Raw genomic sequence first — 12,737 nt, 5'->3', positions numbered from 1 at the left:
CGTCAGGCCGCTTGCGGCTCGAAGCTGTCCGCCCGGGCCATTTGCCACATGCGCGAATAGAACTGCCCATCCACTTCGCCGGTGAGCAACTCACCCGGTTTGAGGAACACATGCATCTGCGAGAACAGCTTGATCTCGGTGGCCGACACACGCCGCACCAGGTGCTTGGCCTCCAGTTGTGCCGGGTGTTCCAGGCCCGCCGCGGCCAGCATCTCGGCCAGCGCGCGCAGGGTGTTGTGGTGGAAGTTCAGCACCCGCTGGGCCTTGTCCGGCACCACCAGCGCCCGCTGGCGCAGCGGGTCCTGGGTGGCGACGCCGGTCGGGCACTTGTTGGTGTGGCAGCTTTGCGACTGGATGCAGCCGATGGCGAACATGAAGCCACGGGCCGAGTTGGCCCAGTCGGCGCCGATGGCCAGCACGCTGGCGATATCGAAGGCGCTGACGATCTTGCCGCTGGCGCCGAGCTTGATCTTGTCGCGCAGGTTCAGGCCCACCAGGGTGTTGTGCACGAACAGCAGGCCCTCGCGCAGCGGCACGCCAATGTGGTCGGTGAATTCCACCGGCGCGGCGCCGGTACCGCCTTCCTTGCCGTCGACGACGATGAAGTCGGGCAGGATGCCGGTTTCCAGCATGGCCTTGGCGATGCCCATGAACTCCCACGGGTGGCCGAGGCAGAACTTGAAGCCCACCGGCTTGCCGCCGGACAGCTCACGCAACTGGGCGATGAACTGCATCATCTCGATGGGCGTGGAGAAGGCGCTGTGGCGCGACGGCGAGATGCAGTCCTCGCCCATCAGCACGCCGCGGGTGTCGGCAATTTCCTGGGTCACCTTGTGCTTGGGCAGGATGCCGCCATGGCCGGGCTTGGCGCCCTGGCTCATCTTGATTTCGATCATCCGCACCTGCGGGGTGCGCGCCTGGGCGGCGAAGCGTTCGGGGTCGAAGCGCCCGTCTGCGGTGCGGCAACCGAAGTAGCCGCTACCCAGCTCCCAGACCAGGTCGCCACCGTGTTCACGGTGGTAGGGGCTGATGCTGCCTTCGCCGGTGTCGTGGTGGAAGTTGCCCAGTTTGGCGCCCTGGTTCAGCGCGCGGATGGCGTTGGCGCTGAGCGAGCCGAAGCTCATGGCGGAAATGTTGAAGATCGAAGCCGAGTACGGCTGGCTGCACTGCGGGCCGCCGATGACGATGCGAAAGCTTGCAGGGTCGGCCAGCGGCGCCGGGCGCATGGAGTGGCCGATGAACTCGAAGCCCGATTCGTACACGTCGATCAGGGTACCGAAGGGCTTGTCCGACGCCTCGTTCTTGGCCCGGGAATACACCAGCGAGCGCTGGGCGCGGGAGAAGGGCAGGGCATCGCTGTCGGATTCCAGCAGGTACTGGCGGATTTCCGGGCGGATGGCTTCGACCAGGTAGCGGATGTTGCCCAGGATCGGGTAGTTGCGGCGCACCGCGTGGCGTTGCTGCAGCAGGTCGAACAGGCCGATCAGGCTGAGCAGCGCGGTGGCCAGGGTGAATGGCCACAGCCATTCGTGGTGGAGCAACGGCAGGCTCGCCAGGGTGAACAGTACACAAGCGGCGAAAAAGGCGTAGCGACTGAGAAGTGACAGGCTCATACGGGGTCCTTACGATGGCTCGGTCAGGCTCAGGGCCTGGAACAAACCCCGACCATAGCCCGGTTGCGCGGTGCTGGAAATGAAAATTGGGGTATCGAAAATCATTCGCGCAAGAGTTTCTGCCGCCAGGCTTGCTGTTCAGCCACCGATGTTTCGACCAGGTAGCCGTAGCGCCCGGCAATGCGCACCGCCACTGGCACGCCATCGCGGTACAGCAGGCGGTTGCCGCTCACGGCCGGCACTTTCGCCCCAGGCAGCAGCGAGCCCACCAGGTTCAACGGGTCGCTGGCGCTGACCACGACCAGCGCCCCGTCCAGCGCCTGCCGGCGTACCTGCCTTAGCAAACCGACCGCTTCGGGCAAGGCGAACTGTTCGCCCGCCAGCCCGGCAATGAAACGCCCGCCACGGATCTCGCCCCGTGCCTCCAGGCGGTGATAGCAGCGCAACAGCTCGCGCCAGGGCGGCAAGACATCGCTCTCGCGCTCCAGCAGCCGCCAGCACATCACCCCATACCGGCGCAGCAGGGCGCGGGCGATCTGCTCCAGGCGTTCGCTGTCATCGGCGTTGCCCTGGCGCAGCAAGGCCCAGCGCCCTGCATGGGCCATGCTGCTGGATAGCGGCGGGTGGCCACGCCGGCTGTGGCGTGCGGTGCGCTTGGCCGCCGGGGTGATCAGGCTGCGCAGGCCGATGAAGCTGTCGGCACCCACCAGCCCGGCGCCCACCAGCGCCTGCAGCGCGGTCTCCAGCTCGCTGGGCAGCAAGTGGGCATCGTGGGCCAGTTCATCGAAAAACAACGCCCCTTGGGTTTGCAGCACCTCGTGCACCCGTTGCGCGCGCAGGCCCAGAGCATCCACGGCAACCGCCGGGGCCAGGCTGCGCCAGGTGCCCAGGTGCTCGCGCGGCAGCAGCACCAGCGGCGTGCTGGCCAAGGTACTGCTGGCCGCGGTCGCCGCCAGGCGGCTCCAGGCGAACTGACCGCTGCGGCAGGCATCGTCGAGCCAGTGCGGGCTGTAGTCCTCGATCCGCGCTGGCAGCAGCTCCGCCTCCCATGCCCCGGCAGCGCTGGGGAAGCCCTGCAGCTGGCCCAGCACCTCGGCCACGGCCAGCGGGCCACGCAAGCGCTCGCCCGGCGCCAGGTGCTGCCAGTCGAACAGAAAGCGCATGAAGTCCTGCAGGCTGACCGGTTCGATCTCCCGGCGCAGGCGCTTGACCGTGTAGCGGTGGATGCGCGCCAGCAGGTGGCGTTCGCACCACTGCAGCGCCTGCTGGCCGGGGCTGAAGTGGCCGCGCAGGACATAGCCTTCTGCCTCCAGCCGCGCCAGGGCCTGCTCGACAGCTGCATCCGGCTTGCCCAGCGGGCTGGCGATCTGCGCCAGGGTCAAGGGCCCGTGGCCGCTCAGGCGGGCGCGCAGCAGCTCGCTGAGGGCGCTGTCCGGGTCGATGGCCTGGTCGAACCCCGGCAACACGCCAAGCGCAGGGGTCAGGGTTGCTTGCGGGTACAGCGCCTGCAGCAGGTTGAGGCGCTCGCGGGCCAGCCAGAGTTGTTGGGCCGGCATCTGCAAGGCGCGCCCGGCCTTGGCCAGCTGGCGCAGCAGCAAGTCCCAGCTGGGGTTGGCGTGCACCTCTTGCTGGCTGATGGCGCCCAGGCTCATCAAGGTTTCGTGCATCTCGTCGGCGTTGCGCGGTTGTGGCCATGCCTCGGCCTCGACCGCAGCGATGGCGTCGGCGTCCAGCGCGCCCAGGTCGTCGCTGCTCTGTACCGGGTTCCAGCGCCGGTTGAGCACCGCCTGGGTGCGGCGTTCCTCCAGCGGGGCATCGTCGAGGAAGGCATAGGGCCGGGCATTGAGGATGGCCGAGGCCAACGGCGAGGGCGCGGGCATGTCGCGGCACAGCAGCTGTATCTCGCCGCGCTCCATGCGCCTGAGCAGGGCCAGCCAGCCTTCGCTGTCCATGGCCTCGTGCAGGCAGTCGTCGAGGGTCTGCTCGACCAGCGGGTGGTCGGGAATCTGCCGTTTGCCGGCGATGTTCTCCAGGCAGGCGATCTGGTCGGGAAACACGGCGCCAATCAGGTCTTCGCTCTTCATGCGCTGGATTTGCGGGGCCACCTTGCGCCCGCCGACATAACGCGGCAGGGCCATGGCCACGGCGGCGTTCCAGCGCCAGCGCACGCCGAACAGCGGGGCGTCGAGCAGCGCCTGGATGAGTACCTGCTCGGCATTGCGGCTGGGCAAGTAACGCCAGACTTCGTCGAGCGCGAAGCTGTGGCTGGTGGACAGCGACAGCACGATGGCGTCTTCGCTGGCCGCCGCCTGCAGCTCGAAATTGAACGTGCGGCAGAAGCGCTTGCGCAACGCCAGGCCCCAGGCCCGGTTGATGCGGCTGCCATAGGGCGAATGGATGATCAGCTGGGTGCCGCCGCTCTCGTCGAAAAAACGCTCCATCACCAGGGTTTGCTGCGAGGGCAGGGCGCCCAAGGCTTCCCGGGTGCGGCCCAGGTAGTCGAGCAACTGGCTGGCACAGGCTTCGTCGAGCGCGAAGGTACTTTGCAGCCACTGCAATACCTCAGCGAGATCACCGTTGCAGCGCCCCAGCTGCTCGTCGATGCGCGCCTGCAGGCGGGCCACCGCGGCCGACAATTCGTCACTGCGCCCCGGCGCCTCGCCGAGCCAGAACGGTATGGTCGGCGGCAGGCCCTGGGCATCTTCGACCCGCACCCGGCCGGGCTCGACCCGCAAAATACGGTAGGAGGCATTGCCCAGCTGGAAGATGTCGCCGGCAATGCTCTCCACCGCGAAGTCTTCGTTGACGCTGCCGATGTTCAATGCCTGGGGTTCGAGCAGCACGCTGTAGTCGGCGGTCTCGGGGATGGTGCCGCCGCTGGTCAGCGCGGTCAGCTGGCTGCCCCGGCGCCCGCGCAAGGTGCCGCTAACCGCGTCGCGGTGCAGGTAGGCGCTGCGCACGCCGAGGCGGCCGTTGTAGCCCTCGGCGAGCATGCGCAGCAGCGCCTGGTAATGGTTCACGTCGAGTTCGGCATAGGGCGTTGCCTGGCGCAGGCAGTCGAAAAGCGCCTGCTCCTGCCAGGGCTGGTTGCTGGCTTCGGCGACGATCTGTTGCGCCAGCACGTCCAGCGGCGCCTTGGGGATGTGCAGTTCATCGAGCTCGCCCTGGCGAACGCAGTCGAGCAGGGCCACGCATTCGATCAAGTCGTCGCGCGAAGTGGCGAACAAGCGCCCCTTCGGCACGCCATCGACCTGGTGCCCGGAGCGCCCGACACGCTGGAGGAAGGCGGCGATCGAGCCCGGCGAGGCAATTTGGCAGACCAGGTCGACATCGCCGATGTCGATGCCAAGCTCCAGCGAAGCGGTGGCGACCAGCACCTGCAATTGCCCGCTCTTCAGGCGTTGCTCGGCGTCCAGGCGCAGCTCCTTGGCCAGGCTGCCGTGGTGCGCCGCCACCGCTTGCTTGCCCAGGCGGTCGCTGAGGTGGCGGGTCAGGCGCTCGGCCAGGCGCCGGGTGTTGACGAACACCAGCGTGGTGCGATGTTGCCGGGCCAGGGCGGCCAGGCGGTCGTAGACCAGGCCCCAGACATCGGTGGCCATCACCGCGCCCAGTGGCACCGGCGGCACCTCGATGGCCAGGTCGCGCTGGCGGGCGTGGCCGATGTCGACGATCGCGCAAGGGCGCTGGTGGCCGACCAGAAACTGCGCCACACGTTCTACCGGGCGCTGGGTGGCAGACAGGCCGATACGCCGCAGCGGCCGCCCGCACAGGGCTTGCAGGCGTTCCAGCGTCAGCGCCAGGTGGGCGCCGCGCTTGTTGCCGGCCAGGGCGTGGATCTCGTCGACGATTACCGTGTGTACGCCGGCCAGCCCCGCGCGCCCGGAGGCCGAGCCCATCAGCACGTACAGCGATTCGGGGGTGGTCACCAGGATATGCGGCGCCAGTTTGCGCATGGCCGCGCGCTCCTTCTGCGGCGTATCGCCGGTGCGCACGGCGGTGGTGATGTGCGGCGCCTTCAGGCCCTGCTCCGCGAGGCCCTGGCTGATGCCTTCGAGCGGGGCCTGCAGGTTCAGGCGGATGTCGTTGGACAGCGCTTTGAGTGGCGATACGTAGATGACCTGGGTTTGCGCTGGCAGCTCGCCGCCGTGCTCCAGGCCCTGGCGGAACAGTTCATCGAGTACGGCAAGGAAGGCGCTGAGGGTCTTGCCCGAGCCGGTGGGGGCGGCCAGCAGCATCGATTGACCGGCATGGATCAACGGCCAGGCACGCGCCTGGGCGTCGGTGACCGTGGCGAAATGGCGACGGAACCAGGTGCCGACGGCGGGGTGGAAGAGCTCCAGCACCGGGTGCTGATGGGCGGGCAGGTTCATGTGTTGGTTATGGAGGGTGCGCGGTGGCTTGGCAAGGGGCCGTTCGTCTGTTCTGGCCCTTTCGCGGGGCAAGCCCGCTCCCACAGAGTCGCCTCTGCCTTGAGTGATGTGATGTTTCTGTGGGAGCGGGCTCGCCCCGCGAAAGGGCCGGAGCAGGCCGCACTGTCCTTGTCAGCCAAAGGGGCCCATGGGATCCTCCGTGCCTTTGCCCGGGAGCCTAGCCCATGCCCAACATCATCCGCATCGCCGCCGCCCTGCTCATCGACCCCCAGGGCCGCACCCTGCTGGTGCGCAAGCGCGGCACCCAGGCCTTCATGCAGCCAGGCGGCAAGATCGATGCGGGGGAAACGCCGGTGCAAGCCCTGGTGCGCGAACTGCACGAAGAGCTGGGCCTGCGCATCGAGCCGGCGCAGGCCATCCCCCTGGGCCAGTTCAGTGCCCCTGCGGCCAACGAGCCGGGCTTCGAAGTGCAGGCGCAGTTGTTCAGGGTCGATTGCGCCGAGCAGGTGGTCCCGGCGGCGGAAATCGAAGAAGTGGTGTGGCTGGCCGCTGATCAACTGCCCGCGCTGCAACTGGCGCCGCTGACCCGCGACCTGATCCTGCCGCTGTATCGCCAGGCGCTCAGCGTACCGCGCTGACCCCATCGAGGGTGGCGAACGAGGTGTCCTTGGCGGTCAGCAGGAAGTCGCGCATGTACGGCGCATCGAGCATGTCGGTGCGCACGGCCGCATAGAGCGTGGCGAACAGGCCTTTCTCGCCCAGGCGCTTGCCCTTCACGTAACCGCGCGAGCTGTATTCGTGCAGGGCCCAGTGGGGCATGCCGCAGACGCCGCGGCCGCTGGCCACCAGCTGCATCATCATCACCGTCAGCTCCGAGGTGCGCACGGCCGCAGGTTCGATGTCGGCCGGCTCCAGGAAGCGGGTGAAGATGTCCAGGCGGTCGCGCTCCACCGGGTAGGTGATCAGCGTCTGGTCGATCAGGTCCTGGGGCACCATGTAGGGTTTGCTCGCCAGCGGGTGCTGGTTGGCCACCGCCAGCATGGCTTCGTAGGTGAACAGCGGCACGTAGGTGATGCCGGCAAGGTCGAGCGGATCGGACGTCACCACCAGGTCGAGGTCGCCCCGGGCCAGGGCCGGCAGTGGGGCGAAGGCGAAGCCCGAGGCCAGGTCCAGCTCCACTTCCGGCCAGGCGTCGCGGAACTGGTCGATGGTCGGCATCAGCCACTGGAAGCAGCTGTGGCATTCGATGGCCATGTGCAGGCGCCCGGCCGTGCCACCGGCCAGGCGCGCGATGTCGCGCTCGGCGCCGCGCAGCAGCGGCAGGGTGGCATCGGCCAGTTGCAGCAGGCGCAGGCCGGCGCTGGTGAAGCGGATGGGCTTGGTCTTGCGCACGAACAACGGCAACCCCAGGCGCTCTTCGAGCTCCTTGAACTGGTGCGACAGCGCCGATTGCGTCAGGTGCAGGCGTTCGGCGGCCTCCACCAGGCTGTCAGCCTCGCGCAGGGCATGAAGGGTTTTCAGGTGGCGGATCTCCAGCACAGCTGACTCCGAGAGAAAAATTTGAGGAAACAGGGAATTAGTTGAGTTTCTCTCATGTTGCCCCCGACTGTCGACTGGACCTTCGCCCAACCGCTCGGCAGCGTTCATCAAACTGTCACCGAACTGTGGCGGCGCGCTTGAATGAAAGTCATCAGACTCGCGCTCTACTGGGGATCTGCATTCTGGTGTTTCTTTCATGCGGGCTTTTCTGCTGTTTTTCTTCTTCCTTGTCAGCGTGCCGGCGAGCTTCGCCGAGCAGCGCTGTGACCCACATGTGCCGGTGCAACGGGCCGAGCTGGGCGAGCTGAGCCTGGTGTACCAGAGCGTGGGCGCGCCGCGCGACCCTGCGTTGCTGTTGGTCATGGGCCTTGGTGGGCAGCTCATCCACTGGCCCGACGACGTGGTCGAGGCGCTGTGCCTGCAGGGTTTTCGGGTCATTCGCTATGACAACCGCGACGTCGGCCTGTCGCGCTGGAACCAGCTGCCGCCCAGTGCCAACCTGACGGTCGAGCTGCTGCGCTACAAGCTGGGCCTGCCGGTTGCCGCGCCCTACACGCTGACCGACATGGCCGGCGATGGCCTGCACCTGATGGACTCGCTGGGCATCCGCCAATTTCATGTGCTGGGTGTGAGCATGGGCGGGATGATCGCCCAGCACCTGGCGGCGATGGCGCCGCAGCGGGTGCGCAGCCTGACGCTGGTGATGTCCAGCTCGGGCGCGGCAGGCCTGCCGGCGCCGGCCCCTGCCCTGGTGCAGTTGCTGGCCCGGCGCAGCGCGCCGAATCGCGAGGTGGCCATCGAGCAGCAGGCCGACTTGCTGGCGGCATTGGGCAGCCCGCAGGTGCGTGACGATCGGGCGGTGTTGTTGCAGCAGGCGGCGGTGGCCTATGACCGGGCGTTCAACCCCGACGGCGCCAAGCGCCAGATCATGGCGATCCTGGCCGAGCCCAGCCGGGTCGAGCTGCTCAACAAGCTGCGCGTGCCGACCCTGGTGGTGCACGGCACGGCCGACCCGCTGTTGCCGGTGATGCATGGGGTGCACCTGGCGGCGCATATCCAGGGGAGCCAGCTGAAGTTGATCCCGGGGCTGGCGCATCGCTTCCAGGAGCCGTTCAAGGCGCCGTTGCTCGGGGCGGTATTGCCCTACCTGCAGTCACACCGCCAAGACGTGACCCATATCGCCGGCCTGTAGCAAAGTGCATGTGGGGAGCCGGCTTGCCGGCTCCCACAGGTTCCTTGCCGATCTCAGCCGAGCCCGTACTTCTTCACCTTGTCGAACAGCGTGGTCTTGGCCATGCCCAGCTCCTGGCTGGCCTGGCTGAGGTTGCCGCCGGTGCGCTGCAGCGCGTCGCTGAGCAGGTTGCGTTCGAACGCCTCCACCGCCTCGGCAAAACCCAGCCCCTGGCTGGCGCCGCCACTGGGCCCCTTCTTGAAGGCCGGCAAGCCCAGGGCGAAACGCTCGGCAACGTTGCGCAGCTCGCGCACGTTACCCGGCCAGTCGTGGGACATCAGCCGTGACAGGGTCTGGCTGTCGAGCGGCGGCAATTCCCGATCGAAACGCAGCGCCGACTGCTGGAGGAAGTGCTCGAACAATTGGCGGATGTCTTCGCGGCGCTCGCGCAGCGGCGGCAATTCCAGGGTGACCACGTTCAGCCGGTAGTACAGGTCGCTGCGGAACTGGCCGCTCTGGCCGAGGGTGGCCAGGTCGGCCTTGGTTGCAGCGATCACCCGGCAATCCACCGGGATGCTCTGGTTCGAGCCCAGGCGCTCCAAGGTACGTTCCTGCAACACGCGCAGCAGCTTGATCTGCAGGTTGATCGGCATGCTCTCGACCTCATCGAGAAACAGCGTGCCGCCATTGGCATGCTCGATCTTGCCGATGCGCCGCTTGCCGGCGCCGGTGAAGGCGTTGGCCTCGTGGCCGAAGATTTCGCTCTCGAACAGGTTCTCTGGCAGGCCGCCGCAGTTCAGCGCCACGAAGGGTTGGCCCTGGCGCCGGCTGAAGTCGTGCAGGCAACGGGCAACCAGCTCCTTGCCGGTGCCGGTTTCGCCTTCGATCAGAACGTTGGCGGAGGTGTCGGCCACGTTGGCGATCAGCTCGCGCAGGTGCTGCATGGCCGGCGAGTGGCCGATGATGCGCCCTTCCAGGCTGTTCTGCTCGGCCAGCTGGCGGCGCAGGGCGAACACCTCGCGTGACAGCCCGCGCTGCTCCAGGGCGCGCCTGACCACCTCGACCAGGCGCTCGGGCGAGAACGGTTTTTCCATGAAGTCGTAGGCGCCGTTGCGCATGGCGCCCACGGCCATGTCGATATCGCCGTGGCCGGTAATCAGTACCACGGGCAGGCTGCGGTCACGCGCCTTGAGGCGGTTGAGCAGTTCCAGGCCATCGATGCCTGGCAGGCGGATGTCGCTGACGACGATGCCGGCGAAGTCATCACCGATGCGTTCCAGGGCCTGCTCGGCGCTGCCCACGCCTTCACAGGCGATGTCTTCCAGGGCCAGGGCTTGCTGGCAGCCGAGCAGCACATGCGGGTCGTCTTCGACAATCAGGACGGTAAGAGGCGCTGGGTTCATGGTTGCTCTGCCGATTCGCTAGGGGGCGTGACCAGGGGCAGGGCAAGGACGAAGGCGGTACCGCCACTGGCGGGGTGCTCGACGTTCAGGCTGCCCTTGGCGGCGGCGGCGAGGCTCGCCGACAAGGTCAGGCCCAGGCCCAGGCCGTGTTCGCCGGGTTTGGTGGTGAAGAAAGGTTCGAACAGGTGCTTGCGCGCTTCGGCGTCGATGCCGTGGCCATTGTCGCGTACCCGCAGGCGGTACTTGTCGCCTTGCAGCTCGCCTTCGAGCCACAGCTCAGGCAGCGGCTGCGTGGCCATGGCGTCGAGGGCGTTGCCGATCAGGTTGACCAGGATCTGCTCCAGGCGCGTCTGGTCGATGGCCAGTTGATGGTCGTCGAACTGGCTGTGCAACTGCAAGTGGCAGGCGCTGATGCGGTTGCCCAGCACCTGCAGCGTGGCTTCCACCGCCTTGGCCAGCGAAGCCTGGCCGCGGTCGTCGCCGCGCCGGGCGAAGGAGCGCAGGCTGGCGGTGATGCGGCCCATGCGGTCGATCAGGTCGTTCATGGTGCGCAGGTTGGTGCTGGCGGTTTCCAGCGCGCCGCGTTCGAGGAAGCGCACGGTGTTGCCGGACAAGGTGCGCAGCGCCGCCAGCGGCTGGTTGAGTTCGTGGGCGATGCTGGTGGACATCTGGCCGATGGCCGCCAGCTTGCCGGCCTGCACCAGCTCGTCCTGGGCGTGGCGCAGGGTCTGTTCGGCATGCCGGCGTTCGCGGATCTGGCCCTTGAGCCGTTCGTTGCTGGCGCGCAGGTCGGCGGTGCGGTCGGCGATGCGCCGCTCCAGCTGGCTGTTGGCTTCCTCCAGCGCTTCACGGGCGGCCAGGCGCGTGGCGATCACCTTGCGCCGCTCGTTCCAGGCGATGCCGAGGATCGCCAGCAAGGCGAATGCCACGGCCACCAGGATGCCCTGCACCATCGATTCGCGGCGCAGGTCCTGCAGCGGGGTGAGCAGGGTGAAGTGCCAGGGGGTGTCGACCAGGCGCCGGGTCTGTGCCAGGTAGGCCACTTCGTGGGGCTTGCCCTGGGCGGTTTCGCTGTTGGCGGGGAAGGTGAGTTTTTCTACGCCATCGGCCAGGGTTTCGCGGGCCAGCGGTTGCAGCTCGTTGAGCGGCCACCAGTAGTATTGCAGGCTGCGCGCCAGGCGCTCCTTGATCTGCGGCGTCAGCGGGCGCACCGACTTGAGCCGCCGGGCGGGGTCACTGGAGAGGATGATGATGCCATTCTCGTCGCTGACGAAGGCTTCCAGGCGCGCCCGCTGCCAGCGCTCTTCCAGGGTGTCCAGGCGCACCTTGATCACCGCCACGCCGATGATCTTGCCGTGTTCTTCCAGGCCGTGGGCCAGGTAGTAGCCCGCTTCGCCGGTGGTGCTGCCGATGCCGTAGAAACGCCCCGGCTCGCCGCGCACGGCGTTCTGGAAGTAGGCGCGGAACGACAAGTCTTCGCCGAGGAACGAGTCGGCATCGCGCCAGTTGCTGCTGGCCTGAACCCGGCCGTTGGTGTCGAGCACGAAGATCGCCCGGCTGCGGCTGCGGCGGTTGAGGCCTTCGAGGTATTCGTTGACGGTTTGCCGGTTGGCGCCGTCGGGGTCGGTGAGCAGCAGCGAGACGCTGTCTTCGAGCTCCAGCAGGCTTGGCAGGTAGGTGTACTTGCTGATTTCGCTTTCCACCGTGCGCGCGTGCAGCTCCAGCTGGCGTTCACCGTTTTCGCTGAGGGTGCGGATGCCGTTGCTTTCGCTGATCAGGAAACCGGCCAGGCCCAGGCCGACCATCAGCAGGATGACCAGGGGCGGCAGCAGCAATTGACGGATCAGGCGGGATTTCACGGCGGGCTTGGCAGGGCGAAGAAGCGAGGGGTCGCATTTCATCACAGTGGCCTTGTCACGGCCAGCATCCGCTGCCCCTGGTAGCCAGGGGCAGCGGAAACTGTGGCCGACTTAGTGTTGCAGGATCTTGCTGAGGAAGTGCTGGGTGCGTTGGTCGCGGGCGCTCTGGTCGCCGAAGAACTCTTCCTTGGTGCAGTCTTCGATGATGCTGCCCTTGTCCATGAAGATGACCCGGTTGGCAACCTTGCGGGCAAAGCCCATCTCGTGGGTCACGCACATCATGGTCATGCCTTCGTGGGCCAGTTGCACCATCACGTCGAGCACCTCGCTGACCATTTCCGGGTCCAGCGCCGAGGTCGGTTCGTCGAACAGCATGACGATCGGGTCCATCGCCAGCGCGCGGGCGATCGCCACGCGCTGCTGCTGGCCGCCGGAGAGTTGGCCTGGGTGCTTCTTGGCGTGGGCGCTCAAGCCGACACGATCGAGCAGGGCCAGGCCCTTCTTGCTGGCTTCCGCCTCGCTGCGGCCCAGTACCTTGCGCTGGGCAATGGTCAGGTTCTCGGTGATGGTCAGGTGCGGGAACAGCTCGAAATGCTGGAACACCATGCCCACTCGCGAGCGCAGCTTCGGCAGGTTGGTCTTGGGGTCGGCGATCGAGGTGCCATCGACCACGATGTCGCCCTTCTGGAACGGCTCCAGCGCGTTGACGCACTTGATCAGGGTGGACTTGCCCGAGCCGGACGGGCCGCAGACCACCACCACTTCACCTTTCTTGACCTCGG

At 67.3% G+C, this 12,737-nt stretch carries 8 protein-coding genes; 2 read left to right on the top strand and 6 right to left on the bottom strand.

Annotation, left to right across the window (positions count from 1 at the left end):
• Positions 1–2 precede the first annotated feature (2 nt).
• Together B3E94_RS04470 and B3E94_RS04465 are read right to left on the bottom strand one after the other, a co-directional pair.
• Positions 3–1,613, bottom strand: coding sequence for an FMN-binding glutamate synthase family protein (locus B3E94_RS04470; RefSeq protein WP_286912476.1), 1,611 nt, complete (start codon positions 1,611–1,613; stop codon positions 3–5).
• A 101-nt stretch (positions 1,614–1,714) separates the two neighbouring features.
• The gene (locus tag B3E94_RS04465) at positions 1,715–5,983 is read right to left on the bottom strand and encodes a DEAD/DEAH box helicase (RefSeq protein ID WP_286912475.1); all 4,269 of its coding nucleotides are present in this window, start codon (positions 5,981–5,983) and stop codon (positions 1,715–1,717) included.
• Positions 5,984–6,207: 224 nt separating this feature from the next.
• Between B3E94_RS04465 and B3E94_RS04460 the strand changes: the two genes are divergently transcribed.
• Positions 6,208–6,621: an NUDIX hydrolase gene (locus tag B3E94_RS04460; protein ID WP_286912473.1), complete on the top strand. Its 414-nt coding sequence runs from the start codon at positions 6,208–6,210 to the stop codon at positions 6,619–6,621.
• On the opposite strand, the gene metR is transcribed toward B3E94_RS04460, so the two are convergent.
• Positions 6,605–7,522 carry a transcriptional regulator MetR gene (gene metR, locus B3E94_RS04455; protein WP_176511046.1) on the bottom strand — a complete coding sequence of 306 codons (918 nt, stop codon included), beginning with the start codon at positions 7,520–7,522 and terminating at the stop codon, positions 6,605–6,607. The two genes, B3E94_RS04460 and metR, sit on opposite strands and share 17 nt — an antisense overlap.
• Before the next feature lie 196 nt (positions 7,523–7,718).
• On the opposite strand from metR, the gene B3E94_RS04450 reads away from it, so the two are divergent.
• Positions 7,719–8,714 (top strand): alpha/beta fold hydrolase, encoded by a 996-nt coding sequence (locus tag B3E94_RS04450; protein ID WP_236235150.1) that lies wholly within the window; start codon positions 7,719–7,721, stop codon positions 8,712–8,714.
• 53 nt (positions 8,715–8,767) lie between these two features.
• On the opposite strand, the gene B3E94_RS04445 is transcribed toward B3E94_RS04450, so the two are convergent.
• The 3 genes from B3E94_RS04445 to B3E94_RS04435 all read right to left on the bottom strand — a co-directional run.
• Positions 8,768–10,096, bottom strand: a complete 1,329-nt coding sequence (locus tag B3E94_RS04445; RefSeq protein WP_286912472.1) for a sigma-54-dependent transcriptional regulator — start codon at positions 10,094–10,096, stop codon at positions 8,768–8,770.
• Positions 10,093–11,997 (bottom strand): sensor histidine kinase, encoded by a 1,905-nt coding sequence (locus tag B3E94_RS04440; protein WP_286912471.1) that lies wholly within the window; start codon positions 11,995–11,997, stop codon positions 10,093–10,095. The genes B3E94_RS04445 and B3E94_RS04440 overlap by 4 nt, the downstream gene beginning before the upstream one ends.
• A gap of 69 nt (positions 11,998–12,066) precedes the next feature.
• Positions 12,067–12,737, bottom strand: a 671-nt coding sequence (locus B3E94_RS04435; RefSeq protein ID WP_286912470.1) for an amino acid ABC transporter ATP-binding protein, incomplete at its 5' end; no start/stop codon positions are given.

The organism is Pseudomonas sp. UBA6315 (genome assembly GCF_002438125.1).
In the GTDB taxonomy this organism is placed as follows: Bacteria; Pseudomonadota; Gammaproteobacteria; order Pseudomonadales; family Pseudomonadaceae; genus Aquipseudomonas; species Aquipseudomonas faucium.
The sequence above is the reverse complement of the archived record's forward strand: the minus strand, read 5'-3'. Positions and strand labels throughout refer to the sequence as shown.

Coding starts and splice junctions, on each gene's coding strand:
- B3E94_RS04465 (WP_286912475.1), bottom strand. CDS start 5,983: ATGAACCTGCCCGCCCATCAGCACCCGGTGCTGGAGCTCTTCCACCCC.
- B3E94_RS04440 (WP_286912471.1), bottom strand. CDS start 11,997: ATGAAATGCGACCCCTCGCTTCTTCGCCCTGCCAAGCCCGCCGTGAAA.
- B3E94_RS04445 (WP_286912472.1), bottom strand. CDS start 10,096: ATGAACCCAGCGCCTCTTACCGTCCTGATTGTCGAAGACGACCCGCAT.
- B3E94_RS04450 (WP_236235150.1), top strand. CDS start 7,719: ATGCGGGCTTTTCTGCTGTTTTTCTTCTTCCTTGTCAGCGTGCCGGCG.
- B3E94_RS04470 (WP_286912476.1), bottom strand. CDS start 1,613: ATGAGCCTGTCACTTCTCAGTCGCTACGCCTTTTTCGCCGCTTGTGTA.
- B3E94_RS04460 (WP_286912473.1), top strand. CDS start 6,208: ATGCCCAACATCATCCGCATCGCCGCCGCCCTGCTCATCGACCCCCAG.